Source organism: Kribbella sp. NPDC048837, assembly GCF_055586945.1.
This window is the reverse complement of record NZ_JBVJHF010000004.1, coordinates 566,903-590,344: the sequence shown is the minus strand read 5'-3', so window position 1 is coordinate 590,344 and position 23,442 is coordinate 566,903. Positions and strand designations below refer to the sequence as shown.

23 protein-coding genes and 1 tRNA gene are annotated in these 23,442 nt (G+C 69.0%); 16 read left to right on the top strand and 8 right to left on the bottom strand.

What is annotated here, in order from left to right; all coding sequences use genetic code 11:
* The first annotated feature begins 235 nt into the window (after positions 1-235).
* The 10 genes from ACZ6O0_RS22980 (at position 236) to ACZ6O0_RS22935 (ending at position 11,229) form a co-directional block, all read left to right on the top strand.
* Positions 236-658, top strand: coding sequence for an FAS1-like dehydratase domain-containing protein (locus ACZ6O0_RS22980; RefSeq protein WP_465766987.1), 423 nt, complete (start codon positions 236-238; stop codon positions 656-658).
* Positions 655-1,062 carry a MaoC family dehydratase gene (locus tag ACZ6O0_RS22975; protein WP_465766986.1) on the top strand — a complete coding sequence of 136 codons (408 nt, stop codon included), beginning with the start codon at positions 655-657 and terminating at the stop codon, positions 1,060-1,062. The genes ACZ6O0_RS22980 and ACZ6O0_RS22975 overlap by 4 nt, the downstream gene beginning before the upstream one ends.
* Positions 1,059-2,084 carry a UDP-N-acetylmuramate dehydrogenase gene (locus ACZ6O0_RS22970; RefSeq protein ID WP_465766985.1) on the top strand — a complete coding sequence of 342 codons (1,026 nt, stop codon included), beginning with the start codon at positions 1,059-1,061 and terminating at the stop codon, positions 2,082-2,084. Before ACZ6O0_RS22975 ends, ACZ6O0_RS22970 begins: the two co-directional genes overlap by 4 nt.
* 143 nt (positions 2,085-2,227) lie before the next feature.
* Complete coding sequence (locus ACZ6O0_RS22965) at positions 2,228-3,100, top strand: DUF559 domain-containing protein (protein ID WP_465766984.1); 873 nt, start codon at positions 2,228-2,230, stop codon at positions 3,098-3,100.
* 585 nt (positions 3,101-3,685) lie between these two features.
* A complete protein-coding gene (locus ACZ6O0_RS22960; protein ID WP_465766983.1) occupies positions 3,686-4,987 on the top strand; it encodes an ABC transporter substrate-binding protein in 1,302 nt (433 codons plus the stop codon).
* A complete protein-coding gene (locus ACZ6O0_RS22955) occupies positions 4,987-5,916 on the top strand; it encodes a carbohydrate ABC transporter permease (RefSeq protein ID WP_465766982.1) in 930 nt (309 codons plus the stop codon). Before ACZ6O0_RS22960 ends, ACZ6O0_RS22955 begins: the two co-directional genes overlap by 1 nt.
* Positions 5,909-6,724, top strand: coding sequence for a carbohydrate ABC transporter permease (locus tag ACZ6O0_RS22950; protein WP_465766981.1), 816 nt, complete (start codon positions 5,909-5,911; stop codon positions 6,722-6,724). Before ACZ6O0_RS22955 ends, ACZ6O0_RS22950 begins: the two co-directional genes overlap by 8 nt.
* The gene (locus ACZ6O0_RS22945) at positions 6,721-8,100 is read left to right on the top strand and encodes a hypothetical protein (protein ID WP_465766980.1); all 1,380 of its coding nucleotides are present in this window, start codon (positions 6,721-6,723) and stop codon (positions 8,098-8,100) included. The genes ACZ6O0_RS22950 and ACZ6O0_RS22945 overlap by 4 nt, the downstream gene beginning before the upstream one ends.
* Positions 8,101-8,119: 19 nt before the next feature.
* Entirely contained in the window at positions 8,120-9,013 is an 894-nt protein-coding gene (locus ACZ6O0_RS22940; RefSeq protein WP_465766979.1) for a MurR/RpiR family transcriptional regulator, read from the top strand.
* An 11-nt stretch (positions 9,014-9,024) separates the two neighbouring features.
* The gene (locus ACZ6O0_RS22935; protein ID WP_465766978.1) at positions 9,025-11,229 is read left to right on the top strand and encodes an FAD-dependent oxidoreductase; all 2,205 of its coding nucleotides are present in this window, start codon (positions 9,025-9,027) and stop codon (positions 11,227-11,229) included.
* Positions 11,230-11,333: 104 nt separating this feature from the next.
* Here ACZ6O0_RS22935 and ACZ6O0_RS22930 read toward each other — a convergent pair whose 3' ends face one another.
* The 3 genes from ACZ6O0_RS22930 to ACZ6O0_RS22920 are packed head-to-tail and all read right to left on the bottom strand — an operon-like array spanning position 11,334 to position 14,150.
* Positions 11,334-11,984 (bottom strand): hypothetical protein, encoded by a 651-nt coding sequence (locus ACZ6O0_RS22930; RefSeq protein WP_465766977.1) that lies wholly within the window; start codon positions 11,982-11,984, stop codon positions 11,334-11,336.
* Positions 11,985-11,998: 14 nt separating this feature from the next.
* Positions 11,999-12,628 carry a 2'-5' RNA ligase family protein gene (locus ACZ6O0_RS22925; protein ID WP_465766976.1) on the bottom strand — a complete coding sequence of 210 codons (630 nt, stop codon included), beginning with the start codon at positions 12,626-12,628 and terminating at the stop codon, positions 11,999-12,001.
* A 13-nt stretch (positions 12,629-12,641) separates the two neighbouring features.
* Positions 12,642-14,150, bottom strand: a complete 1,509-nt coding sequence (locus tag ACZ6O0_RS22920) for a hypothetical protein (RefSeq protein WP_465766975.1) — start codon at positions 14,148-14,150, stop codon at positions 12,642-12,644.
* Positions 14,151-14,404: 254 nt separating this feature from the next.
* Between ACZ6O0_RS22920 and ACZ6O0_RS22915 the strand changes: the two genes are divergently transcribed.
* Positions 14,405-14,908, top strand: a complete 504-nt coding sequence (locus ACZ6O0_RS22915; RefSeq protein ID WP_465766974.1) for a hypothetical protein — start codon at positions 14,405-14,407, stop codon at positions 14,906-14,908.
* Positions 14,909-14,969: 61 nt separating this feature from the next.
* Here the strand turns inward: ACZ6O0_RS22915 and ACZ6O0_RS22910 are convergent, their stop codons facing one another.
* From ACZ6O0_RS22910 to ACZ6O0_RS22895, 4 genes are all read right to left on the bottom strand, one after another.
* Positions 14,970-16,340 (bottom strand): TrpB-like pyridoxal phosphate-dependent enzyme, encoded by a 1,371-nt coding sequence (locus ACZ6O0_RS22910; protein ID WP_465766973.1) that lies wholly within the window; start codon positions 16,338-16,340, stop codon positions 14,970-14,972.
* A gap of 63 nt (positions 16,341-16,403) precedes the next feature.
* Entirely contained in the window at positions 16,404-16,979 is a 576-nt protein-coding gene (locus ACZ6O0_RS22905) for a histidine phosphatase family protein (protein WP_465766972.1), read from the bottom strand.
* The gene (locus tag ACZ6O0_RS22900) at positions 16,976-18,010 is read right to left on the bottom strand and encodes an adenosine deaminase (protein WP_465766971.1); all 1,035 of its coding nucleotides are present in this window, start codon (positions 18,008-18,010) and stop codon (positions 16,976-16,978) included. Before ACZ6O0_RS22900 ends, ACZ6O0_RS22905 begins: the two co-directional genes overlap by 4 nt.
* Positions 18,011-18,047: 37 nt before the next feature.
* Positions 18,048-19,241, bottom strand: coding sequence for a pyridoxal phosphate-dependent aminotransferase (locus ACZ6O0_RS22895; RefSeq protein ID WP_465766970.1), 1,194 nt, complete (start codon positions 19,239-19,241; stop codon positions 18,048-18,050).
* Positions 19,242-19,535: 294 nt separating this feature from the next.
* On the opposite strand from ACZ6O0_RS22895, the gene ACZ6O0_RS22890 reads away from it, so the two are divergent.
* From ACZ6O0_RS22890 to rplA, 5 genes are all read left to right on the top strand, one after another.
* Positions 19,536-19,608, top strand: a tRNA-Trp gene (locus tag ACZ6O0_RS22890).
* Positions 19,609-19,663: 55 nt separating this feature from the next.
* Entirely contained in the window at positions 19,664-19,906 is a 243-nt protein-coding gene (secE, locus tag ACZ6O0_RS22885) for a preprotein translocase subunit SecE (RefSeq protein WP_130384685.1), read from the top strand.
* Between the two features lie 364 nt (positions 19,907-20,270).
* Entirely contained in the window at positions 20,271-21,179 is a 909-nt protein-coding gene (gene nusG, locus ACZ6O0_RS22880) for a transcription termination/antitermination protein NusG (protein ID WP_465767075.1), read from the top strand.
* Between the two features lie 12 nt (positions 21,180-21,191).
* Positions 21,192-21,623, top strand: a complete 432-nt coding sequence (gene rplK, locus ACZ6O0_RS22875; RefSeq protein ID WP_465766969.1) for a 50S ribosomal protein L11 — start codon at positions 21,192-21,194, stop codon at positions 21,621-21,623.
* A 121-nt stretch (positions 21,624-21,744) separates the two neighbouring features.
* Positions 21,745-22,470 carry a 50S ribosomal protein L1 gene (gene rplA, locus ACZ6O0_RS22870; protein WP_465766968.1) on the top strand — a complete coding sequence of 242 codons (726 nt, stop codon included), beginning with the start codon at positions 21,745-21,747 and terminating at the stop codon, positions 22,468-22,470.
* Between the two features lie 77 nt (positions 22,471-22,547).
* Here the strand turns inward: rplA and ACZ6O0_RS22865 are convergent, their stop codons facing one another.
* Complete coding sequence (locus ACZ6O0_RS22865; RefSeq protein WP_465766967.1) at positions 22,548-23,441, bottom strand: methionyl-tRNA formyltransferase; 894 nt, start codon at positions 23,439-23,441, stop codon at positions 22,548-22,550.
* Position 23,442: the final 1 nt, after the last annotated feature.

Sequence of the window (23,442 nt, the reverse complement as noted above, 5' to 3'; positions counted from 1 at the left end):
TTCAACCTTCCCCAGTCGGATCATGGGTGGCGGCGTCCCGGAAGGAGCGTACCTGGCGGTCCCACGCCTACTGCGCGGCACTCGGCACGGCACCTCGCCGCGCTGGAGCAAAGACCACGATGAACCACATCGAGGCCTTCGCTCCAGCGCGGCGAGGTGCCGCACCGAGCACCTGCTCGCTACGGCGTGGGACCGCCAGGCACGCTCCGGCAGTCTGCCAGTAGGGTTAGCGGATATGACGATCGACGCCACGATGGTCGGCCGGAGTTACACGGCCGCCGAGTCCTACCAGGTCGGCCGGGAGAAGATCCGCGAGTTCGCCGACGCGATCGGCGACGGCAACCCGGCGTACCGGGGTGACGACGCGGTCGCGCCGCCCACGTTCGCGTTCATGCTCGGCAGCCGCGCGCTCGAGCAGCTGCTGAACGACGAGGAGCTCGGCCTCCGGCTGGACCGGATCGTGCACGGCGCGCAGAAGTTCACCTACACCCGCCCGATCAAGGCCGGCGACGACATCGCCGCGACCGCCACCATCACCACCGTGCGCAAGGCCGGTGACGTCGAGGTGATCATGTACGAGACCGCCCTGACCACCGTCGACGGCGAACCGATCGCCACCTCGACCTCCACGATCTCGCACAACCGGGCGTCCGCATGAAGACCGTCTCCGTCGGCACCGAGCTGCCCCCGCTGACCGTCACGTTCCGGCGCGACGACCTGGTCCGGTACGCCGGCGCCAGCGGCGACTTCAACCCGATCCACTGGAGCGACCGGATGGCCGCCGCGCTCGGGCTCCCCGGCGTGATCGCGCACGGCATGCTCACGATGGCCTCCGCGGTCCGCGTGGTCACCGACTGGCTCGACGACCCGGCCGAGCTGGTCGAGTACGGCGTACGGTTCACCAAGCCGGTCGTCGTACCCGATGACGACAAGGGTGTGAGCGTGACGTTCTCCGCCAAGGTCGACAAGGTCGCGGACGGGCTCGCGGAGATCGACATCACCGCGATCGCCGGCGAGGAGAAGGTCCTCGGCCGGTCCAGGGCGGTCGTGCGCGTCCAGTGAGAACCCACGTACCCCTGGCGGACTTCACCACGCTGCGGATCGGCGGCCTGGCCGACAAGCTCGTCGAGGTCAGCACCGAAGACGACCTGATCACCGCGGTCCGCGACGCCGACGCGGCCGGCGAGCCGGTGCTGCTGCTGTCCGGCGGCAGCAACGTCGTGGTCGGCGACGACGGCTTCCGCGGCACCGTGATCAAGATCGCGACGCGGGGCATCAGCGTCGACGCGGACATGTGCTCCGGCGCGATGGTCCACATCCAGGCCGGTGAGGACTGGGACGCGGTGGTCCAGCGCGCGATCGCCGAGGAGTGGAGCGGCCTCGAGTCGATGTCCGGCATCCCCGGCCTGACCGGGTCGACGCCCGTACAGAACGTCGGCGCCTACGGCCACGAGGTCGCCGAGACGATCGCGTCCGTCCGGGTCTGGGACCGCGTCGACAACGCGGTCCGCACGATCTTCGCCGCCGACTGCGGCTTCAGCTACCGCAACTCCCGCTTCAAGGCCGACCCCTCGCGGTACGTCGTCCTCGAGGTCACCTTCCAGCTCAGCCTCGGCGACCTCTCCGCCCCCATCGGGTACGCCGAACTCGCCCGGGTGCTCGACGTCGAACCGGGCTCCCGCGCCCCCATGGCCGACGTCCGCGAAGCCGTCCTCGGCCTCCGCCGCAGCAAAGGCATGGTCCTCGACCCCGCCGACCACGACACCTGGAGCGCCGGCTCCTTCTTCACCAACCCCATCCTCGACACCCCCGCCGAGGTCCCCGCCGGCGCCCCCCAGTGGCCCCTCCCCGACGGCCGCGTCAAAACCAGCGCCGCCTGGCTGATCGAACACGCCGGCATCTCCAAGGGCTTCACCCTCGGCGCAGCCGCCGTCTCCACCAAACACACCCTGGCCCTGACCAACCGAGGCACCGCCACCACCAAGGAACTCCTCTCCCTGGCCGCCCACGTCCGAGCCCAAGTCCAACAAGCCTTCGCCATCACCCTGGTCAACGAACCAGTCCTGGTGAACTGCACCCTCTGACGCGGTACCGAAGAACGGGTAGTGGTGCCGGGTCTGGCCGGAGGGCGTGCGCCTGCCGGGCGTAAGCCGGGGACTATTACCCGTCGGTCGGTACCTGTGGATAGCTCTGACGGGGAATCGGTGCTAGCAGGCAGGATGCTCGGATGGCGTCCGTCGTGGAGGTGCTGGCCCGGATGGGAGGCTTCGCCACCTTCGCCGAGCTGGTGCAGGCGACGTCCCGGCGTGCGCTGGCGGCGGCAGTCCGGCGGGGCGACGTCGAGCGGCTCACTCGCGGGATCTACGGACTCCCCGGGCTGGGGCCGGATCTGGCGGTGGCCATTGGCCACGACGGAGTCCTGTCGCACACGAGTGCAGCCCTTGTCTGGCGGTTGCCGCTGCTCGTATCCCCGGAGAAGCCGCACGTCACCCTGCCGACGAACAGGAATGCCAAGTCGGGTCCACCCGCGATCTTGCACTGGGCTGATCTCCCGGCGACCGACCTCCGCGCACGCCGGACCTCCTTGCTGCGAACAGTGCTGGACTGCGCCCGGATTCTTCCGTTCGGCGAGGCGCTGGCCGTGGCCGACGCCGCACTCGCGACCGGTCGGCTCACCGAGGACGAACTAGTAGCAACCACCGCGAGGATGCGCGGGCCGGGTCGGCCGAACGCAATGCGCGTCGCAGCCGCGGCCACCGGACGCTCCGAGAGCTTCCTCGAGTCAATGCTGCGGAGCCTGCTGGTGACGGCCGGGACCGCGGGGTTCGAACCACAGGTGCTGGTGGACACCGGCGGATCCCGTGTCCGAGTGGATCTCGGGCACCGTGCGGCACGGGTTGCTCTGGAGGCCGAGGGGTACGAGTTCCACGGTTCGGCCGGGAAGTTCGCCGCCGACTGTCGCCGGTACGACGAACTCATCGCGGCCGGCTGGCTCGTCCTCCGGTTCACCTACCAGCAGGTGATCGGCGATCCCCAATGGGTGCTGGCGACAACCGAGAGCGCGGTCGCCCAGCGGATCGGCGTACCGAGGAACGGGTAGTAGTGCCGGTTCGATCACCCTGGAAGGCGTGTCCCGGCGGGAACCTTGGAGCCCGGGGGTACCACCTCCCGTTCATCGGTACGGTGACGGCTCGCTCGTGCGGGCGGCAGGTGTAGTCCCCATCACCGAGCCGCCACAACCAAGGGCGCCGGCAGGCAGTCACCCATGGGCGACAGCCCCCAACCCGCGGCGCGGCACATGCCCGTCTCCACAGTCCCCACCCCACGGACACCGACCATGCAGTCGGCCGCGGGCGACAAGCCTGCACACCCGCGGCGGTAGCCGCGAACCCGGGCGATGGCCCGGCCCCCGGCGTTAGCCGGGCATCGCGGGCGGCAGCCCGCAAACCGGCGGCGACGGCCGGCATGGATGCACCGGCGATGAGCCGGGGGTGGGTGCGAGCGCGCGGAGCGGGCGCGGTGAGGAGCGGAGCGACGAGGGCGCCGGCGACAAGCCCGCACACCCCGGCGATAGCTCCGGCCCTCGCACGCGTGGGTTGTTCTTCGCTGAAAAAGTTTTGCAGGTGGGGTTCACAGGGGCGCTTGGGGTCGCTAATCTTTTGCGCAATCTGGTGGGAGGTGGGTTGTGAGGCGCAAAAGATTTTCGCGGCGGGATGTGCTCGCCGGGCTCGGCGCGGCGGCTGCGGCGGCGGTGGTGCCGGGGTGTTCACAGGGCGCGGGGGAGCGGTCGAGCGTGCTGCAGGTCTGGGGTGGCGTGCCGGCCGCGTCCGGGCCGGCCGATGTTGTGAAGGCGTTCCAGCAGAAGTATCCGCAGTACAAGGTGAACTACACCCGGTTCGTGAACGACGCCCGCGGCAACCTCAAGTTGGACACCGCGCTGCAGGGCGGGCTCGACATCGACGTGTACTTCACCTACTCGCAGGCGTCGATGGCGTTGCGGGCCGGGTCCGGACTGGCGGCGGACCTGACCGATCGGGTCAGCCGGGACCCCGAACTCAAGCCGTTCCTCGACACCGTCGAACCTCGCGCGTACGCCGAGAACGGCAAGATCAAGGCCCTCGCCACGGCCCGCGAGCCGAACTTCGTCCTGTTCAACGAGAAGCTCCGCCAGCAGGCCGGCGTCGACCTGCCAACGCAGTGGACGATCGACGACTTCCGCGCGATCGCCGGCAAGCTGACGACAGCGGACACCATCGGCGCGTACGCCGTCCCGGACGTCGCCCGGATCGCGCTCGGCCCGAACTACTGGTACGACGGCGATCACTCGAACTTCGGCGATCCGCACTTCGAGCAGGGCTTCCGGCTCGCCCGGGAGATGATCGCGGACGGGTCCGCGTTCCCGCAGACCGAGATCCTCGCCCGGCACCTGGACGCGTACCAGCAGAACTCGTTCCTCGGCGAGGAGTTCCACCTCTGGCCGACCGCGCCGTTCAACCTGCGCTACCTGTACGACCCGAAGAAGTACCCGCACGACTTCAAGGTCTCGTTCGCCCCGCCGCCGACCGTCGACGGCAAGGACTGGAACGGCGGCAGCTACAGCAACTTCATCATGGTCAACGCGAAGTCGCCGAAGTTCGAGGCGGCCTGGGCGTTCGTGAAGTTCTGGCTGACCGAGGGATCCACACCGATGCTCAAGGCCGGCAAGCTGCCGACCCTCGGCAACGTCACCGACGACCAGGTGATCACCGGCATGCTCGGCAAGGAGCCGGACAAGTACTTCGACGTCGACTCGTTCCACCGCGTCGTCCTGGACGCCGAGCCCAAGCTCGCCACCGACACCCGGCTGACCGGTTTCCCCGAGATCAGCCTCGCCGTGAAGCAGCAGCGCGATCTCTGCCTGCTCGGCGAGAAGGATGCGAAAGCCGCGATCCGTGAGGTACGCCGGGTCGCCGACGCCGCGATCGCCCGCAACCAGAGGAGGCCCTGATGGCCACCGTCACCGTCGCGGCCGCCTCGGCGGTCCGGACCGAGAAGGCGCCCGGGATCAAGCCGCGCGGCTGGATCGGCTTCCTGTTCATCGCGCCGAACCTGCTCGGCGTGATCGCGTTCACCCTGATCCCGCTGATCAGCGTGATCGTGCTCGCCTTCACCGACTGGAACCTGGTGTCCGGCCTCGGCGGCATCACGTTCACCGGCCTGGACAACTTCGCCGCGATCGCCCGTGACCCCGGGTTCTGGCGGGCGGCCGGTCTGACCCTCGTGTACGTCGGGGTGTCCGTCCCACTGACCGTCGTACTCGGACTCGCACTCGGCATCGCCCTCAACCGGCCGCTCCCGGGACGCGCCGTACTCCGGGCGGTCTTCTTCCTCCCGTACATCGTCAACGTGGTCGCGATCGGCATGACCTGGCTGATGCTGATGAACCCGAAGGCCGGCCTGGTCAACCAGGTCCTGGACGTCTTCGGGATCCAGCCGGCCTGGTTCGCGTCGTCGCACTGGGCGCTGCCGGCGCTGATCGTGATGGCGGTGTGGGGCGGAGTCGGCTACTGCTCGCTGATCTACCTGTCCGCGCTGCAGGACGCGCCGCGGCAGCTGTACGAGGCAGCCGACATCGACGGTGCCTCGGCGTGGGCGAAGTTCCGCGTGATCACCTGGCCGTCGTTGCTGCCGACAACGATCTTCCTGCTGGTCACGCTGATCATCGGGGCCTCGCAGGGCTTCGGGCTGATCGCGCTGATCACCGCCGGTGGTCCGGGCGACGCGACCACGACGATCTCCTACTACATGTACCAGACGGGCTTCCAGTTCTACCGGTTCGGCTACGCGTCGGCGATCGGCCTGGTCACGTTCATCGGCGTCCTCGCGCTGACCCTGGTGACCTGGCGCGCGCAGAGAGGGAGAGCTCTCCATGAGTAAGAAATGGCTGTGGGGCATCCCCTTGTGGATCCTGGCGATCGCGTTCCTCGCGCCGTTCGCGTGGATGATCTCGACGGCGCTGAAGCCGGATGTCGACGCCTACAAGATCCCGACGCAGTGGATCCCGGACCCGTTCCAGTGGGACAACTTCACCACCGTCCTGAGCGGGGCGACCTCGGTGCTGCCGGCCTTCGGTCGCTCGGTCTTCGTCGCCCTCCTGCGGGTGGCCGGCGAGCTCATCACCGCGACCATGGCCGGCTACGCGTTCGCGCGGATGTCGTTCAAGGGCCGGGACAAGTTGTTCCTGCTGTACCTGGCGACCGCGATCATCCCGGCGCAGTTGCTGCTGGTTCCGCGGTTCATCTACTTCCAGAAGCTCGGGCTGTACGACACGCTGTGGGCGCTGATCCTGCCCGGGATGTTCACCGTGCTCGGGACGTTCCTGATGCGCCAGTTCTTCGTCAGCCAGCCGGCCGAGTTCGCCGAGGCGGCCCGGATGGACGGCGCGAACGAGTGGCGGGTGTTCACCCGGATCTACTTTCCGTTGGCAACACCGGTGATGAGCGCGCTCGGCATCCTGGCGTTCGTCTGGTCGTGGAACGACTACGAGACCCCGCTGGTGCTGATCAGCAACCCGGACCGGTACACGCTGCCGCTCAGCCTGACCAACTTCGTCGACGAGCAGGGCCAGATCGCCCCCGGCCTGACGATGGCCGCCTCGGTGATCTCGATCGTGCCGGTGCTGATCGTCTTCGTCGTCCTGCAACGCCGGTTCATCGCCGCCATGACTCACACAGGGATCAAATGATGCAGAACGTCTCAGGTGTCTTCCCGCATCTCGCGCAGATCGGCGACTTCGGTCCGCCGCGCAGCGAGCTCGGCGTCGGTTCGCTGATGCCGTGGAACGGGAAGCTCTACGTCCAGAACTACAACTCCCACAAGGCGCCGTCCGGGGCCGGCGTCAGCCTCCGCAGGGTCGACGCCGACCTGTCGATGGAGATCGTCGCGGAGACGCTCGGCGTGGACGGCACCTACACCAACCGGTTCGTGCACTTCCCGACCTCGCAACTGGTCCTCGGACCGCACGTGATCAGCGCCGACCACAAGATCGTCACGATCCCGGAACTGCAGCCCCTGCGAGTCTGCGGTACGTCGCGACACCTGACGAAACCGGACACTCATGTCTACGTACTCGCGATGGAAGGCGAGCTGCTCGAGCTCGACCTCACGACGTACGAATGCCGGCAGCTGTTCGACCTCAACGACGAGCTCGGCACCGACGGCGAGATGAAGGTCCACTACAAGGACTGCTACACGTCGTTCGGCCGCCTCGTCGTCTGCTCCAACGAGTACGCCGAACCCGAGTGGGCCGGCGTACGATCGCGCGGCCGGTTGGCGGAGTACGACGGTCGGTCCTGGAAGGTACTGCGGGACGACCCGTTCACCGCGATCGGTGGACGGCACGAGTTCGGCGGGACGATCTTCGCGGCCGGCTGGGACCGGGCGTCGGCGATCCTCGAGGTGTTCACCGAGGCCGACCAGCAGTGGACGCGGTACCGGTTGCCCAAGGCGTCGCACTGTTTCGACCACAAGTGGCAGACCGAGTGGCCGCGGATCCGGGAGGTCGAGCACGAGCGGCTGCTGCTCGACCATCACGGCATGTTCTACGAGCTGTCGCCCTGGGCGTACGGCGGCCGGATCTGGGGCGTGCGGCCGATCTCGACACACCTCTGGGTGCTCGGCGACTTCTGCTCGTGGCGCGGGATGCTCGTGGCCGGCGCGGACAATGCCTCGCCGAGTCACGGCCTCAACCCGACCACCGCGGAACCACAATCCGGGTTGTGGTTCGGGAAGACCGACGACCTGTGGAGCTTCGGCAAGCCGGCCGGTTGGGGCGGGCCGTGGTGGGAGACACCGGTGGAGGCCGCGGTGCCGTCGGATCCGTACCTGATGACGGGCTTCGACGGGAAGTGCCTGCACCTGGAGAACTTTTCTGAGCAGCCGCTGACGATCACCGTGGAGATCGACTTCCACGGACACGGGCGGTTCGGCGCGGTGGAGTCGATCAGGGTCGAACCGGGGCAGGTCCGGACGCACGTGTTCCCGCCCGGATTCAGTGCGCACTGGGTGCGGGTGGTGAGCGACACCGACGGTGTGGCGAGTGCCCAGTTCGTCTATACGTGACGATAACGGGATGGCAGACATGGAGAGAGCGGACAGCCCGAGCCCGTTGCAGCTGGTCAAGCGCGCGCAACCGGAGCTGAACGGCGCGATGCTGCGGGTCGCCGAGCACATCCTGGCGAACCCGGACGAGGTCGCGCGCGGGTCGATCACCAAGCTGGCCGAGGCCGCCCAGACCTCGGCCGCGACGGTGACCCGGCTGTCAACGCACCTCGGGTTCGCCGGCTACCCCGCGTTGCGCGCAGCGCTGGCGATGGAGGTCGGCCGCGGCCAGGAGGCGGGCTGGGCGAGCGACATCGGCCTGGCGATCGGCCCGGCGGATCCGCCCGAGCAGGTGCTCAACGTGCTGGCATCCACCCAGGCCAACGCACTGCGCAACGCCCTGGCCGCGATCGACCTGGCCGCGGCCACCCGGGTCGCGGATGCCATCGCGGGCGCACGGCGTACTCATATCTACGGCGAGTGGGGCGACGCGATCCCGGCGCGCGAGCTCTACATCCGGTTGCTGCGGATCGGGATCCCGGTGTGGTTCTTCGACGGCCCGCAGTCGTCGCAGATCGGCGCCGGGTTGCTGGGGTCCGGCGACGTGGCGTTGACCATCACCCGGTCCGGCAACGACGCGACCTCGCTCGAGTTCATCCAGCGTTCGGCCGGCGAGGGCGCGCTGACCGTCGCGATCACCGGGGTCGTCGACTCGCCGATCGGGCGAGCCGCGGAGGTGGTGTTCGACACCGGTACGCCGAACGGGACCACGTGGACCGAGTTCTTCGCGGGCCGGGCCAGCGACGTACTCACGGCCGGCCTGCTGTTCGTGCTGGTCGCCCAGCGAGTCCCCGACCACCTCACCGCGAACCACCCGAACGGACCGGGGCAGCCCGTCGTCCGTCCGGACGCCGTCATTCAACCTGATACCTGAAGGGTTTCTGTATGCAGCAGCTCGACGTCCAGACCGATCTGACCGTCGTCGGCGGAGGCCTCGCGGGCATCTGCGCGGCGATCGGCGCCGCCCGGCAGGGGAGCACGGTGGCGCTGGTGCAGAACCGGCCGGTGCTCGGCGGCAACTCCTCCAGCGAGGTGCGGGTGTGGGTGTGTGGGGCGACCGCGCACGGCGTCCAGCACTTCGCCCGCGAGACCGGGATCATGGGCGAGCTGTTCGTCGAGAACCAGTACCGGAATCCGCTCGGGAACCCGTACTACTGGGATCTCGTGCTGCTCGAGGCGGTACGCGCGGAGCCCCGGATCTCCCTGTACCTGAACACCGACGTTCGGACCGTGGACGTGTCCGACGGCGTGATCCGATCGGTCACCGGGTGGCAGATGGGGTCGGAGAAGGAGATCCGGTTCGTCAGCCCGGTCTTCGCCGACTGCTCGGGCGACGGGCTGGTCGGCCTGCTCGCGGGGGCTGACTACCGGACCGGGCGAGAGCCGCGCTCGGCGTACGACGAATCGTGGGCACCCGAGGTCCCGGACGGGAACACGCTCGGGAGCACGATCCTGTTCTACTCCAAGGACGCCGGTGAGCCGGTGCGGTTCGAGCCCCCGTCCTTCGCGCGCGACATCACCGAGACGGCCATCCCGGAGCGGCGGATCATCCGGACCGACCTGAACGGGTGCGCCTACTGGTGGATCGAGTGGGGCGGCGAGCTGGACGTCGTCGACGACAACGAACGGATCCGGGACGAGCTGCAGGCCGTGGTCTACGGGATCTGGGACCACATCAAGAACTCCGGTCACTTCGACGCGGACAACCTGACCTTGGAGTGGGTCGGGTCGGTGCCGGGGAAGCGCGAGTACCGGCGTTTCCTCGGTGATCACGTGCTGACGCAGCACGAGGTACTCGGCCAGGTCGAGTTCGAGGACCGGGTGGCGTTCGGCGGATGGTCGATCGATCTGCATCCGCCCGGTGGCGTCTATGCCGCCGAGCGCGGATCGAAGCACTGGCATCCGGATGGGAACTACCACATCCCGCTGCGATCCCTGTACTCGCGGAACGTCGAGAACCTGTGGATGGCCGGACGCAACATCTCGGCGAGTCACGTAGCCTTCGGTACGACGCGGGTGATGGCGACCTGTGCGGTTCTGGGAGAGGCCGTCGGGATCGGTGCGTCCGTTGCCCTGCGCAACGGGTTGACGCCGCGGGAGCTGGCCCGGGATCGCTTCGACCTGATGCGGACCGCGCTGACGCGGGCCGATGCCTCGGTCCTGGGTGTCGCCGATGACGACGCGGCGAACCTTGCCCTGTCCGCGTCTGTCACTGCGTCGTCGACGCTGAACCGGCCGGCGGTCGAGGTCTCCTCCGGGACGTTGCCATTGACAACCGATATCGCGATGATCCTTCCGTCGGTGGACGGGTTGGAGTTGCTGGTCGACTCGACCGGTGGCACGCTCACCGTCGAGCTGCATGATCCGGTCAAGCCACAGAACTACCTGCCGTCGGCGCTGGTGGACGCCTGCACGGTGGACGTCCCGGCCGGCGAGAAGCGGTGGGTCCACATTCCGCTGACCTGGCGACCTGCCCGGCCCGCGAACGCGATCGTCGTACTGCGGAAGACCCTGGCCATCTCGGTCCACACCGCCGGGACCGCGCTCCCCGGCACGCTCGTCCTGGCCCACCGCGAGCCGGCGCCCGACGAGCAGTGGACCGAGCAGTTCCGTCCGTGGAAGCACATCCTTCCCCGCTCCGGTCTCTGCCTCCGCCTCGGCGAGACCGCGGCGTACGCCCCCAGCAACGTGATCGGCGGCTACGCCCGCCCGTACGGCGGCCCCAACCTCTGGTCCTCCGAAGACCTCGCCTGGGACCCGTCGCCCTGGATCGAACTCACCTGGCCCACCCCGGTGGAGATCTCGGAGGTCGTCGTTGTCCTCGACGACGACGTCAACGAGGACCTCATCAATCTCCATCACCACCGCACCCCCTTCGACACCCTCCCGACCCTCCTCGCCACCTACACCCTCGAAGCCCGCAACGGCACCGCGCCCTGGCACCCGATCGCCACCATCGCCGCCAACCACCACCGAACCAACCGCCACCACCTCTCCACCCCAACCCCCATCACCCACCTCCGCCTGACAGCCCACACCACGAACGGCGCCCCCCGAGCCCACGTCGTCTCCATCCGCGCCTACTCCTGACCCCACTGGTCGTCGATCGCTTGGGTGACCTGATCGTTCGGCTGGGGACAGCCGGGGACGCTCACCCCGGCATCTCCGCCGATCAGGAGGCTGGTGGGCACCGTTCAGTAGCGCCATTGGAGTTCGTGGGATTGCATCCAGGTGAGGAGGTGGTCCGCGGGGGTCGGGGTTGAGGCTGCGCCGGTGAGGAGGTCGGTGAGGACTTGGGCGGGGGCTGCCAGGCGGAGGCCGGCTGGGGTCTTGCGGGGGCGGGTGTAGACGACGTCGGTGGAGGGGGTCGCGAGTGCGACGTCGCCGCTGCTGGCGGGGATGAGGTTCCACGTCTCGGCGGCCGCGTGGGGGTCGGGGGTGTAGATCGACATGGTGGTGGCTGGGGTGGTGGGGGCCCAGTGGTGTGCGGCGAAGAGGCCGGTGACGGCGTACGGCAAGGTTGTGGCCGGGATTCGGCCGGCCAGCGCTTGGACTCCGCCGACGGCCTGCCATCGGGTGACGGTGTTCTCGCGGCTGAAGCGGAAGCCTTGGCTCCAGCGGTGCAGCAGGGCGATCCAGTCGGGTACGGCGACGACGGCGCCGGCGGTGCGCGTGACGAGTTTCTCCTGCTCGAGGCAGCCGACGACGCGGTGGATCGTCGGCGCGGGGACCCGGCTGAGGGCGACGAGGTCGTGGGTGGTCCAGACGCTGCGGAAATCGAGCAGCGCCCGGATCACACCGGCGGCCGAACTGTCGGCGAGGGCCGGTGAAGCCTTCTCTGTCACGGACGTTCTCCTGGTCAGAAATGCGGTGAGACGCCCAGGCGCACAGTGGCGTAGGTCGTCCACTCGTAGCAGTGGTGGTCCCGGTTGAGGTTGATCAGGCTGGCGTGGGTGATCTCGGTCTTGGCGACCTCGCCGCCCAGTGCGGCCAGGTGCTTCTTGAGGGGTGCGGCGTCGGCGGCCCGGTTCCAGTAGCCGAGGGAGATGTGTGGATCGAGCTCCGGGAGCGCGGGCACGGAGTCGCGGCCCCAGACGTCGGTGATCGCACCACGGAGCTGGGCGCGGAGGCGGCGCAGACGGTCGACGGGCTGGACCGGCAGTTGGAGGCTTTCAGGGTCGACGACAGCGGGACCGATCCGGACGTCGAAGGTGTGCATGGGCTCGAGCCGGCGCTGGGCGGCCTCGACGATCGGGTCCAGGTCCTCCTGGGTGACCTTGTCGGCGAAACCCACGCCCTGCATGGTCAGATGCAGCCACTGCGCCGGAACCGGAGTCAGACCGGGCAGCGACCTGACCAACGGTCGGTAGGCCGTATGCAGGTCGCTGAGCACGGCGTCGTTCTGGAAGGTGATGTGCCAGGTGTAGAACGAGCGGCCGGCACTCCAGCCGGGCCGCCAGTACCAGTGGTCGCGGACTTGGTCGACCATGCAACTGCTCCTCTCAGTAGCGCGGCACACCATCAGCCCGCCGCCCAGCGAGCCGGCCCCGCCTCGGTCCGGTCGTCGTCAGATCCGCGGGACTCGTGTCGGCGGGGATCGGCTCCTTGCTCTTCCGCCCGGCCGGGGTCCGTGCGTCGGGTGCCTGGCGGTGCTGTTTCGGCTGTGGGTTCGTTGGGTTGCCGGGGTTTCGGCTTGCGGCGGCGGGTGGTGGTCGGGCGGGGAGGTCGGGGTGCTGGGTGAAGTCGCGGATGCGCTCGCGGATCTGGCGGCCCTGTGGGCTTCGTGCGTACGGCGCGGTGAGGGCCGCGACCTCGCTGATGCGATGGATCAGTGGGCGAACCCGGTACTCCAGGGGTGTGCTGAGGACCGGCTCGAGGGTCTCGGCGGCGCCGTCGAGCTGGCCGAGCGCCAGCCGTGCCTTGGCCTGCTGCAGCCGGACCATGCGCTCGGAGCCGAAGTTCCTGAGCAGGTGGGGCGCTGCCTCGAACATCGCGACGGCGCGATCCGCGTGGCCGAGCGTGTGCCGGGCTTCGCCGAGCGCCAGGTACGCGTCGGACCAGATGCCTTCGGCGCGTTCCGGCGTACAGAGGAAGGGGCCGCCTGGCTCGGACTCCGCCGCGGTGACGTCCAATCGCCTAGCCTGGCCGAGCGCATCGCGGGCGTCGTCCACCCGTCCGGATCGGGCGAGGTCGACCGCGGCCGCGCTGGCGAGGAACAGGGCTGACGTGCCGGCGGCGTAGCGCAAGCCGTCCTGTGCGTACGCCGCCGCGCTGTCGAAGTCGTCCTGCCAGAAGGCGGCGGTGTGCTGGGTGGCGCGGATCCAACCCCGCAGTACGTCGTGATCGGCAGCCTCGGCGCACGCCCACGCCGTGCGGGTGTGCCGCTCGGCGACATCCGGACGGCCGAGGTCGACCGACATCCAGGCCAGCAAGGTGATCGACCAGCCGGCCGCCGCGTAGAGGTCGCGGGACTGCTTGGGCGACTGCCGGCCGGCCAGCAGCCGGAACGCGCGGTCGCGGATGGAACGGCTGCGGACGAACAGTGGTCTGGTCGGCGTGCGGAGGTAGCTCTGGGCGATGCGGAGGATGTCGGCGTGCAGTTGCTCGACGGTGAGGTCGCCGACGTTGGACTCCTCGGCGAACGTGAGCAACGCGATCGATTCGTCGCCGGCGTCCATCACGTCGTCGTCGAGCCCGACCGTCGTCGGCAGCGTCAGGTCCGGCTCGGCCGCGACCACGCCGGGCGGCGGGCTGAAGCCGAGCTCGTTGTCCGAGGCAACATTCAGGACGTATCGCAGGCCGGAGCGGTACGCCGCGCCCGGCCAGCGGACGGCGCCTCGTTCCAGCTTGGCGATGTAGTGGCCGTCCAGCTCGTACCTGACTTCGGTGGTGTCCCACAACCACGCGCAGACCGCCTCGGCGAGCTCCGCCCGGGACAAGTGTTCGCCCGGCGCGCGGCGCGACGGCGTGCGCTCCCGCGCGGCGCGCAACAACTCGTTGGCCTCTGACATGGCCGCCACTGTAGGTGTCCGAACACCCTCTGCGACCACGAAAATCGCCCCTGTGGACGAGCTGCCCCACGATGCCCCGAACTGCCCCGGGCTGCCCCGGATTTCCAACGCTGGAAGGGCTTTCGGGCCGCCGGTCAGGGCGCGTCGGGGCCATCTCGCGGCCTTTGGGGCGATGGACGAGCGCTCGCTGAGCGTGATCGCGCGGGGCAGGCCGGGGCAGATGAGGGCAGGCCCGGCCAGATTAGAGTGGCCGCGTGCCTGAGGAAGCCATTACGACGCTGCGCGCCGAGCTGGACCGGTTCGAGCGGGCCGAAGAGGGATTCGCGTTGCTGGAGGTGTTTCTCGAGGTGGCACGGCCGCGGTTGGGTGCCGTCGTGCTGGACCCGGTCGGCTTGCGCCTGCCCGACGGCATGACGGACGACCGGGCTCTCGTACAGCAGTTGCTCGAAGAGATCGAGCGAGAGCCGCGCGAGAACAAGCGGGTGGTCGAGCGGGCGTTCGACATGGATGACGAGCAGGCACGGTGGGACTACGTGCGCCTCGCCTACAGCTCCACCCAGGCCACGGTCTGGAGCGCCCGGCACCATACGACGTACTTCGAAGCGGCCGGCCCGCACAAGGCGACCTACTGGTTGCCGGACAGCCTGAAGGCGGCGTACTTCGATGCCTTGGTGAGCAGGGGATGGGCGGTCCCGGAGGACTGGTTGGCGGCCGTGGCGAAGCGGCCCAAACCGTGGTGGAAACGCGGCGGGCGGTAGCGGTCGGCCCGCCCGTCACGTTCCCTCCTCAACGTGACGGGCGCAGCCGGACCTGGAGCGGTCAGCTGAGGGCTGGAAGCCGGGAGAGTGCTTGGGAGACGGCGGACTGGATGTCGGCGTCGTCCCAGGAGCGGTCGGTCATCTGGCCGGTGAGGTAGGCGTCGTAAGCCGCCAGATCCAGGTGGCCGTGGCCGCAGAGGGCGGTGAGGATGACCTTCTCCTCGCCGGATTCCTTGCAGCGTTGGGCTTCCTCGATCGCGGCGGCGAGGGCATGGGTCGGCTCGGGCGCGGGCACGATGCCCTCGGTCCGGGCGAACTGCAGGCCGGCCGCGAAGCACTCGGACTGCTGTTTGGCGACCGCCTCGATCTCGCCGGTCTCGTAGAGGTGGCTGATCAGCGGGCTCATGCCGTGGTACCGCAGGCCGCCGGCGTGGATCGGGTCGGGGACGAAGTCGTGGCCGAGGGTGTGCATCTTCATCAGCGGCGTCATCCCGATCGTGTCGCCGAAGTCGTACGCATACGTCCCCTGGGTCAGCGACGGGCACGCGGCCGGCTCGACCGCCCGGACGACGGGAGCCATCCGGCCGGCCCAGCGCTCACGCAGGAACGGGAACGCGAGGCCGCCGAAGTTCGATCCGCCGCCGGTGCAGCCGACCAGGAGGTCGGGCGTCTCGCCGGCCATGGCGAGCTGGATCAGCGCCTCCTCGCCGATGATCGTCTGGTGCAGCAGCACGTGGTTGAGCACGGAGCCGAGCGCGTAGTGCACCTCGGGGTCCTGGACCGCGGCCTCGACCGCCTCGCTGATCGCGATGCCGAGAGAGCCGGGGGAGTCCGGGTCCCCGGCCAGGATCTTCCGGCCGGCCGCCGTCAGCTCCGACGGGCTCGGATGCACGGTCGCGCCGAAGACCTCCATCATCGTCCGGCGGTACGGCTTCTGGTCGTACGACGCCCGCACCTGCCACACCTCGCAGTCAAGCCCGTACTGCGCGCAGGCGAACGCGAGCGCCGTGCCCCATTGGCCGGCACCGGTCTCGGTGGTGAGCTTCCGGACCCCGGACTTCGCGTTGTAGTAGGCCTGTGGGACGGCCGTGTTCGGTTTGTGTGAGCCCGCGGGGGAGACGCCTTCGTACTTGTAGTAGATCCGCGCCGGGGTATCGAGCGCCTTCTCCAGTCGGTGCGCGCGGTAGAGCGGGCTCGGGCGCCACAGCCGATACACGTCGAGCACTTCGCCCGGGATGTCGATGTACTGGTCCTGCGACACCTCTTGCAGGATCAGGTCCATCGGGAACAGCGGCGTCAGGTCATCGGGCCCTATCGGTTGTCCGGTCCCGGGGTGCAGCACCGGCGGTGGCGGCGTCGGCAGATCGTGCAGCACGTTGTACCAACGGGTCGGTAGTTCGTCCTCTGGCAGCAGGATCTTGGTCGGCGTCATGCATGAAAAGTACGGCGCGCTCAGGTGCCCGGACAATGCCCTGCCGAGGAACCGAGCCGGCACTTATTTTGCCGTCGTCAGCCGATCCAGCGCGCCGCCGGAGCCGACCCGGTAGACCACATCGGACGGTTGACCGAGCTGTAGCGCATCCGCTACGCCTAGTTGCTTGAGCAACATCCGCCCGATCATCTCGTGCGACACCACCAAGGGCCGCCGCGCGCCCCGCCGGCCGATCTCCGCCAGCGCCCGTCCGGCCCGTACGTCGGCATCCGCATAACTCTCACCGTCAGGAAAGCGGAACGCGTACTTGTCCCGCTCGCGCGCCGCGCGCAAGCCCGGCCAGCCGGAGTCGATCTCAGCAGACGTCAGTCCGGACCACGCGCCGTGGTCGACCTCGGCCAGGTCGTCGAGGACCTCCACCGGCAAGGCCGGCGTCAGGATCTCCGCGGTACGGCGAGCTCGCGGGAGGGGACTGGTGAACACGGCGTCGATCCCGTGGTTGCTCAGGAGGTCGGCGTTCCGCTGGGCCTGCAGGACGCCATGAGGTGTCAGTGGTGAGTCCAGGCGGCCCTGGCGGCGGCCGACGGTGTTCCACTCGGTCTGGCCGTGGCGGGCCAGGTAGACGACGTCGAAGTTCACGCGGGGACTGTGGCGTGCGTGCCGAGCCATTGGTCGATGTCGGCCAACAGGGACTTCTGGACCTCGGGTGGGGCCGTCGAGGCCAGGACCGAGCCGCGGGCCAGGTCGGCGAGCTCTTCGTCGGTGAAGCCGTGGACCGTGCGGGCGGTCTCGTACTGCTCGGCCAGGCGCGAGCCGAACAGCAGCGGGTCGTCAGCGCCGAGGGCGATGCGCGCACCGGCCTCATAGAGCTGTCGGAGCGGCACGTCCTCTGGGCGGCGATAGACGCCGAGGGAGACGTTGGACGCCGGGCAGACCTCCAGTGCGACCTGTGCGTCGACCACTCGCCTCAACAGATCCGGGTCCTCGACCGAACGCACGCCATGGCCGATGCGACCGGCTTCCAGCTCGTCCAGGCAGGTCCGAACGGTCGCCGGGCCGCACAGCTCACCACCGTGCGGGGTGGACAGCAGCCCGGCGTGCCGGGCGATCCGGAAGGCTGGTGCGAACTCGGACGTCGTACCCCGGCGCTCATCGTTCGACAGGCCGAACCCGACCACACCACGGCCGACGTACTGCGCTGCCAGCCGGGCCAGCGTCCTCGCGTCGAGGGGATGCCGAGTCCGGTTGGCCGCGATGATCACCTGTACGGCGATCCCTGTGCTGGCCGCCGCGTCCCGGGCCGCGTCCAGGACCAGGTCGGTGAACTCGGTGATCCCGTGGAAGCGGTTCGCGTACCCGGACGGGTCGACCTGGATCTCCAGCCAGCGGGAGCCGTCGGCCCGGTCGTCCTCGGCCGCCTCGCGGACCAGACGCCGTACGTCGTCCTCCGTGCGCAGCACCGAGCGCGCGATGTCGTAGAGCCGCTGGAACCGGAACCACCCGCGCTCGTCGGCCGCCGACAACTCCGGCGGCCAGTCGGTGCGCAGCGCATCGGGCAGCCGGACGCCGTGCTTGTCCGCCAGCTCGACCAGGGTCAGGTGCCGCATCGACCCGGAGAAGTGCAGATGCAGGTGTGTCTTCGGCAGCACCCGCAGATCCCGCTGCGTCATTACCGAAGGTTACCGAGCCCCCACCCGTCGAGAGAAATCAGCTCAGCAACTTCGCGATCCGGCCGACTCCCTCGGCCAGGTCCGCGTCGCCGAGGGCGTAGGACAGCCGGAGGTATCCGGGGGCGCCGAAAGCCTCGCCGGGCACCACGGCAACCTCGGCCTCGTCGAGGATGATCTCGGCCAGTTCCGCCGACGTCGACGGGGTCCGCCCGTTGATGTCCTTGCCGAGCACGCCCTTGACCGACGGGTACGCGTAGAACGCGCCGGTCGGCTCGGGGCACTCGATGCCGGGGATCTCGTTCAGCAGCCGGACCATGGTCTGCCGGCGCCGGTCGAACGCCGTCTTCATCTCCTCGACCGCCGACAGGTCGCCGGTCAGCGCGGCGATCGCGGCCCGCTGGGCCACGTTGCAGACGTTCGAGGTCTGGTGCGACTGCAGGTTGGTCGCGGCCTTGATCACGTCCTTCGGGCCGATCATCCAGCCGACCCGCCAGCCGGTCATCGCGTACGTCTTCGCGACACCGTTGAGCACGACGGTCTTGCCGGCCAGCTCCGGCACCACGACCGGGATCGAGGTCGACTTCACGTCGCCGTACGTCAGGTGCTCGTAGATCTCGTCGGTGATCACCCAGAGGTCGTGCTCGAGCGCCCAGCGGCCGATCTCCGCGATGGTCTCCGGGCTGTCCACCGCGCCGGTCGGGTTGGACGGCGAGCAGAACAGCAGGGCCTTGGTCTTCTCGGTCCGGGCCGCCTCGAGCTGCTCGACCGTGACGCAGTAGTTCTGCGACTCGTCGGCGAGCACCTCGACCGGCACGCCGCCGGCCAGCCGGATGGTCTCCGGGTAGGTCGTCCAGTACGGCGCCGGCAGCAGCACCTCGTCACCGGGGTCGAGCAGGGTCGCGAAGGTGTTGTAGACCGCGTGCTTGCCGCCGTTCGTGACCAGGACCTGGGCGGCCTCGATCTCGTAGCCGGAGTCGCGCCTGGTCTTGTCGACGATCGCTTGCTTCAGCTCGGGCAGACCCCCGGCCGGGGTGTAGCGGTGGTTCTTCGGGTCCCGCGCGGCCGCGACGGCCGCCTCGACGATGTAGTCCGGCGTCGGGAAGTCCGGTTCGCCGGCGCCGAACCCGATCACCGGGCGCCCGGCCGCCTTGAGGGCCTTGGCCCTGCTGTCCACCGCCAGCGTCGCCGATTCACTGATGGCGCCGATCCGCGCCGAGATCCTGGAACCCATGCGCCCATCCTGGCACCCGGCCGCCGCGCCCCGCGGTGCGGTACCACCAGGCGTACGCCGTACCGCCCGCGAAGTTCCCGTGATCCGGGGAACACGCTGGGGGTGTGGTCCGTTGGGACCGGGTGGAGGCTGTATGGTTCTGGTCGCGGTACGGCGCCCGCTGAGGGGTCGTTCGGGTGGAGCCTCAGTTCGACCAGGTGGCTCGAACCCCGTACACTCTTCTAGTCCGGGCGTTGGTGGCCCTGATCCGGCATGCCCGAGATCAGGTCCCGTGCGGCGTCCGGAGGATTGCAGAGGGCACTAGCTCAACTGGCAGAGCATCGGTCTCCAAAACCGAAGGTTGGGGGTTCAAGTCCCTCGTGCCCTGCAAATCCTGACCGGCGCAGGGCCGGTCAGGCCGCCGCTAGCGAAAGAGGTAGGTCGTGACGGAGACGCGCACCCCGGCACCGTCCGGCGCCGGCAAGCCTGCGGAAGGCAAGCAGGGCAGGGGCCTGCTGCGCTTCTACCGCCAGGTGGTTGCCGAGCTCCGCAAGGTCGTCTGGCCGACTCGCAAGCAGCTGTCCACCTACTTCGTGGTCGTCCTGACCTTCGTGGTGTTCGTCATCGCGATCGTCTCGGTCCTCGACCTCGCCTTCGGCTGGGCGATGTTCAAGATCTTCGGCTGAGGTTTCCGGCCGCTCACGAATGCCAAGGTCCCGGGCCGCGGCCCGACCCGACGCCAGACAAGACCCCGATGCACAGATGACGGAGTACAACGTGTCCGAGCGCGACGACGAGGTCCTCGACCTGGAGGACGAGTTCGACGTATCCGCTGACTCCGACGACGACCTCGATCTCGACTTCGACGAGAACGCCACCGACGACGACCTGTTCGGTGACGACGACGATGACGACGACCCGTTCGCGGACCTCGACGACGAGGCCGTCGACGTCGACGAAGACGATGACGAGGACGACGAGGAGTACTCCGCCGACGACGAGGCCGAGGAGCCGCCGGCCGACGAGGACGTCTCCGACGACGAGCCGGTCGTGGTGGTCGCCGCCGCCGACGAGGCCGAGGCCCCCGAGGTGGTGACCGAGGCCGACGTCGAGGACGCCGCCGAGGAGCTGGCCGAGGAGACCGCCGAGACCGCGCCGGAGAGCACCGAGGAGGTGCCCGCCGCCGCCGACGAGCTGGTCTTCTCCAGCGACGCCGCCGCTACGCCGGACGCCGGCGACGAGGCCGACGACGACGCCGATGTGGACGCGCTCGCCGTGGCCGCCGCCGCGACCGAGGACGACGAGGTCGCCGAAGAGGACGCCGAGCCGGAGGAGCCGGGCGACCCGCTCGAGGAGCTGCGCAGCCGGCTGCGCTCGCAGATCGGCGACTGGTACGTGGTGCACACGTACTCAGGGATGGAGAACCGGGTCAAGGGCAACCTGGAGAACCGGATCAACTCCCTGAACATGGAGGACTACATCTTCGAGATCATCGTGCCGACCGAAGAGGTCGCCGAGATCAAGAACGGGCAGCGCCGGATGGTCAAGCGCACGGTGCTCCCCGGCTACGTGCTGGTCCGGATGGACCTGACCGACGAGTCCTGGTCGACCGTGCGGCACACGCCGTCGGTGACCGGCTTCGTCGGGAACAGCCAGAAGCCGGTCCCGCTCAGCCTCGAAGAGGTGGAGAAGATGCTCGCTCCGGCCGTCGTGGCGGCGGCCGAGCAGGCGGCTGCCGAAGCCGGCGCCGCACCCGCCAAGACCGCGGCCAAGAAGAAGGTCGAGGTCGCCGACTTCGGTGTGGGCGACTCGGTCATGGTGGTCGACGGGCCGTTCGCGACCCTGCACGCCACAGTCACGGAGATCAATGCCGAGGCCCAGCGGATCAAGGCCCTGGTGGAGATCTTCGGCCGGGAGACCCCGGTGGAACTCAGCTTCAACCAGATCCAGAAAGTCTAAGGACCCGACAGAATGCCTCCCAAGAAGAAGATCGCTGCCCTGGTCAAGGTGCAGCTCCAGGCCGGTGCCGCGACGCCGGCACCGCCGGTCGGTACCGCGCTCGGTCCGCACGGCGTCAACATCATGGAGTTCTGCAAGGCGTACAACGCCCAGACCGAATCCATGCGCGGCAACGTGATTCCGGTCGAGATCACCATTTACGAAGACCGCTCCTTCACCTTCGTCACCAAGACGCCGCCGGCGCCGGAGATGATCAAGAAGGCCGCCGGTCTGCAGAAGGGCTCGCCGGTCCCGCACAAGGACAAGGTCGGCAAGATCACCAAGGACCAGGTCCGCGAGATCGCCACCACCAAGATGCCGGACCTGAACGCCCGCGACATCGACGCCGCGATGAAGATCATCGAGGGCACCGCCCGTTCGATGGGTGTCACCGTCGACGGCTGAGTCCGTTCAGCGGTACGACGTGAGTCCGGCGGGCAGACCGCCGTACGAACGAGCAGCACGAGCACGCAGTTGTGGCAGGGCGAAGCGCCGCCCGGAGACCACATCCCAGAGAGGAAACGCAATGGCACAGCGCAGCAAGGCTTACCGCGCGATCGCGGACAAGATCGACTTCGACCACTTGTACACGCCGCTCGAGGCGGTCCGGCTGGCCAAGGAGGCCGCCGGCGGCAAGAAGTTCAACTCGACGGTCGACGTCGCGATGCGCCTCGGGGTCGACCCCCGCAAGGCCGACCAGATGGTGCGCGGCACCGTCAACCTTCCGCACGGCACTGGCAAGACGGCACGGGTCCTCGTCTTCGCCACCGGTGAGAAGGCCGAGGCCGCGAAGGCCGCCGGCGCCGACTTCGTCGGCGACGACGACATGATCAAGAAGGTGACCGACGGCTGGCTCGACTTCGACGCCGTCGTCGCGACTCCTGACCTGATGGGCAAGGTCGGCCGGCTCGGCCGCGTCCTCGGCCCGCGTGGTCTGATGCCGAACCCGAAGACCGGCACGGTGACCCCGGACGTGGTCAAGGCCGTGAACGACATCAAGGGCGGCAAGATCGAGTTCCGGGTCGACCGGCACGCGAACCTGCACTTCATCATCGGCAAGGCGTCGTTCGACGAGGCCCAGCTGGTGGAGAACTACAGCGCCGCGCTCGAGGAGATCCTCCGGCTCAAGCCGGCCAGCTCCAAGGGCCGCTACATCAAGAAGACGGTCTTCTCGACCACGATGGGACCGGGTGTCCAGGTTGACCCCAACCTGAGCCGCAACCTGCTCGAGGAGCAGAGCGCCGACGCCTGAGCCGACTCAGCACCAGAAGGACCCCGGGATCTCCCGGGGTCCTTCTGTTTTCGGGGGGGGGCTTCAGGGGGACTGCTTCAGCGGCTCAGGCGGAGCGGGAGATCGCCGGTCTGCACGGTCCAGCCGTCCCGGTGTTCCTCGAGGATCGTGCCCGGGGCGGCGGCCGACGGCGTTCGTACGACGTCTGTCCTGGTGATGACGTGGGTCGCGCCGGCGAGCTGGACCCTGGCTTGGGGTGAGGTCACGTTGAGGGCCGCGGCCTTGCGCCGTACGACGTGGGACGGCTCGGTCAGGTCGAGGAGCATCTCCTCGTCGGTGAAGAACGGCGCCTCGCTCGCGGCGGCGGGATCCTGGGGCTCACCCGGATCGCCGGCCACGAGCCGCGGGACCGCCTCGTCCAGACACGGGCCGAGCAGTTCGCGCCAGGCCTGCATGATCCCGGTGCCGTTCAGGTCCTCGGGGAGCGGTGCGATCCGCTGGGCGAGGATCGCGCCGGTGTCGAACTCGGCCGCGGTCCGGTGCACGGTCGCGCCGACCCGTTCGTCGCCCTCGTAGATCAGCCGCTGCGGCGTCGGACCTCGCCCGGCCGGCAGCGGTGACGGGTGGCAGTTGATCGCGCCGTACTTCGGAAGGTCCAGGATCTCCGCCGGAATCAGCCGGGGGAACGCGGCCGAGATGATCACGTCCGGTCGCAGCGCGTCGATCACCGGCGCGGCCACGGTCCGGAGCTTCCGTGTGATCAGTACGTTCGTCTGGTCCGGGAGATCCGTCACCATCGGCCGGCTCTCGCCGTACCGCCCGCTCTCCGGCAGCGTCACCACCAGCACCAGCTCATGCCCGTTCCGCTCCGCGAACTCGTGCACCAACCGGAACCCCGGTAGGAACGCGTTCAACCCGACAATCCGCAAACCCACACCCGTCTGTACGTCCGTCACATCCCCCACGGTTCCACGCTCCAGGTCCTCCCGCATG

What these genes read in the sequence shown, in the direction of transcription:
- rplA (WP_465766968.1), top strand. Translation starts at nt 21,745, where the DNA reads ATGGCACAGCGCAGCAAGGCTTACCGCGCGATCGCGGACAAGATCGAC.
- ACZ6O0_RS22910 (WP_465766973.1), bottom strand. Translation starts at nt 16,340, where the DNA reads ATGACGCCGACCAAGATCCTGCTGCCAGAGGACGAACTACCGACCCGT.
- ACZ6O0_RS22935 (WP_465766978.1), top strand. Translation starts at nt 9,025, where the DNA reads ATGCAGCAGCTCGACGTCCAGACCGATCTGACCGTCGTCGGCGGAGGC.
- ACZ6O0_RS22925 (WP_465766976.1), bottom strand. Translation starts at nt 12,628, where the DNA reads ATGGTCGACCAAGTCCGCGACCACTGGTACTGGCGGCCCGGCTGGAGT.
- ACZ6O0_RS22945 (WP_465766980.1), top strand. Translation starts at nt 6,721, where the DNA reads ATGATGCAGAACGTCTCAGGTGTCTTCCCGCATCTCGCGCAGATCGGC.
- ACZ6O0_RS22975 (WP_465766986.1), top strand. Translation starts at nt 655, where the DNA reads ATGAAGACCGTCTCCGTCGGCACCGAGCTGCCCCCGCTGACCGTCACG.
- ACZ6O0_RS22955 (WP_465766982.1), top strand. Translation starts at nt 4,987, where the DNA reads ATGGCCACCGTCACCGTCGCGGCCGCCTCGGCGGTCCGGACCGAGAAG.
- ACZ6O0_RS22900 (WP_465766971.1), bottom strand. Translation starts at nt 18,010, where the DNA reads ATGACGCAGCGGGATCTGCGGGTGCTGCCGAAGACACACCTGCATCTG.
- ACZ6O0_RS22940 (WP_465766979.1), top strand. Translation starts at nt 8,120, where the DNA reads ATGGAGAGAGCGGACAGCCCGAGCCCGTTGCAGCTGGTCAAGCGCGCG.
- ACZ6O0_RS22980 (WP_465766987.1), top strand. Translation starts at nt 236, where the DNA reads ATGACGATCGACGCCACGATGGTCGGCCGGAGTTACACGGCCGCCGAG.
- ACZ6O0_RS22920 (WP_465766975.1), bottom strand. Translation starts at nt 14,150, where the DNA reads ATGTCAGAGGCCAACGAGTTGTTGCGCGCCGCGCGGGAGCGCACGCCG.
- ACZ6O0_RS22950 (WP_465766981.1), top strand. Translation starts at nt 5,909, where the DNA reads ATGAGTAAGAAATGGCTGTGGGGCATCCCCTTGTGGATCCTGGCGATC.
- ACZ6O0_RS22965 (WP_465766984.1), top strand. Translation starts at nt 2,228, where the DNA reads ATGGCGTCCGTCGTGGAGGTGCTGGCCCGGATGGGAGGCTTCGCCACC.
- rplK (WP_465766969.1), top strand. Translation starts at nt 21,192, where the DNA reads ATGCCTCCCAAGAAGAAGATCGCTGCCCTGGTCAAGGTGCAGCTCCAG.
- ACZ6O0_RS22895 (WP_465766970.1), bottom strand. Translation starts at nt 19,241, where the DNA reads ATGGGTTCCAGGATCTCGGCGCGGATCGGCGCCATCAGTGAATCGGCG.
- ACZ6O0_RS22865 (WP_465766967.1), bottom strand. Translation starts at nt 23,441, where the DNA reads ATGCGGGAGGACCTGGAGCGTGGAACCGTGGGGGATGTGACGGACGTA.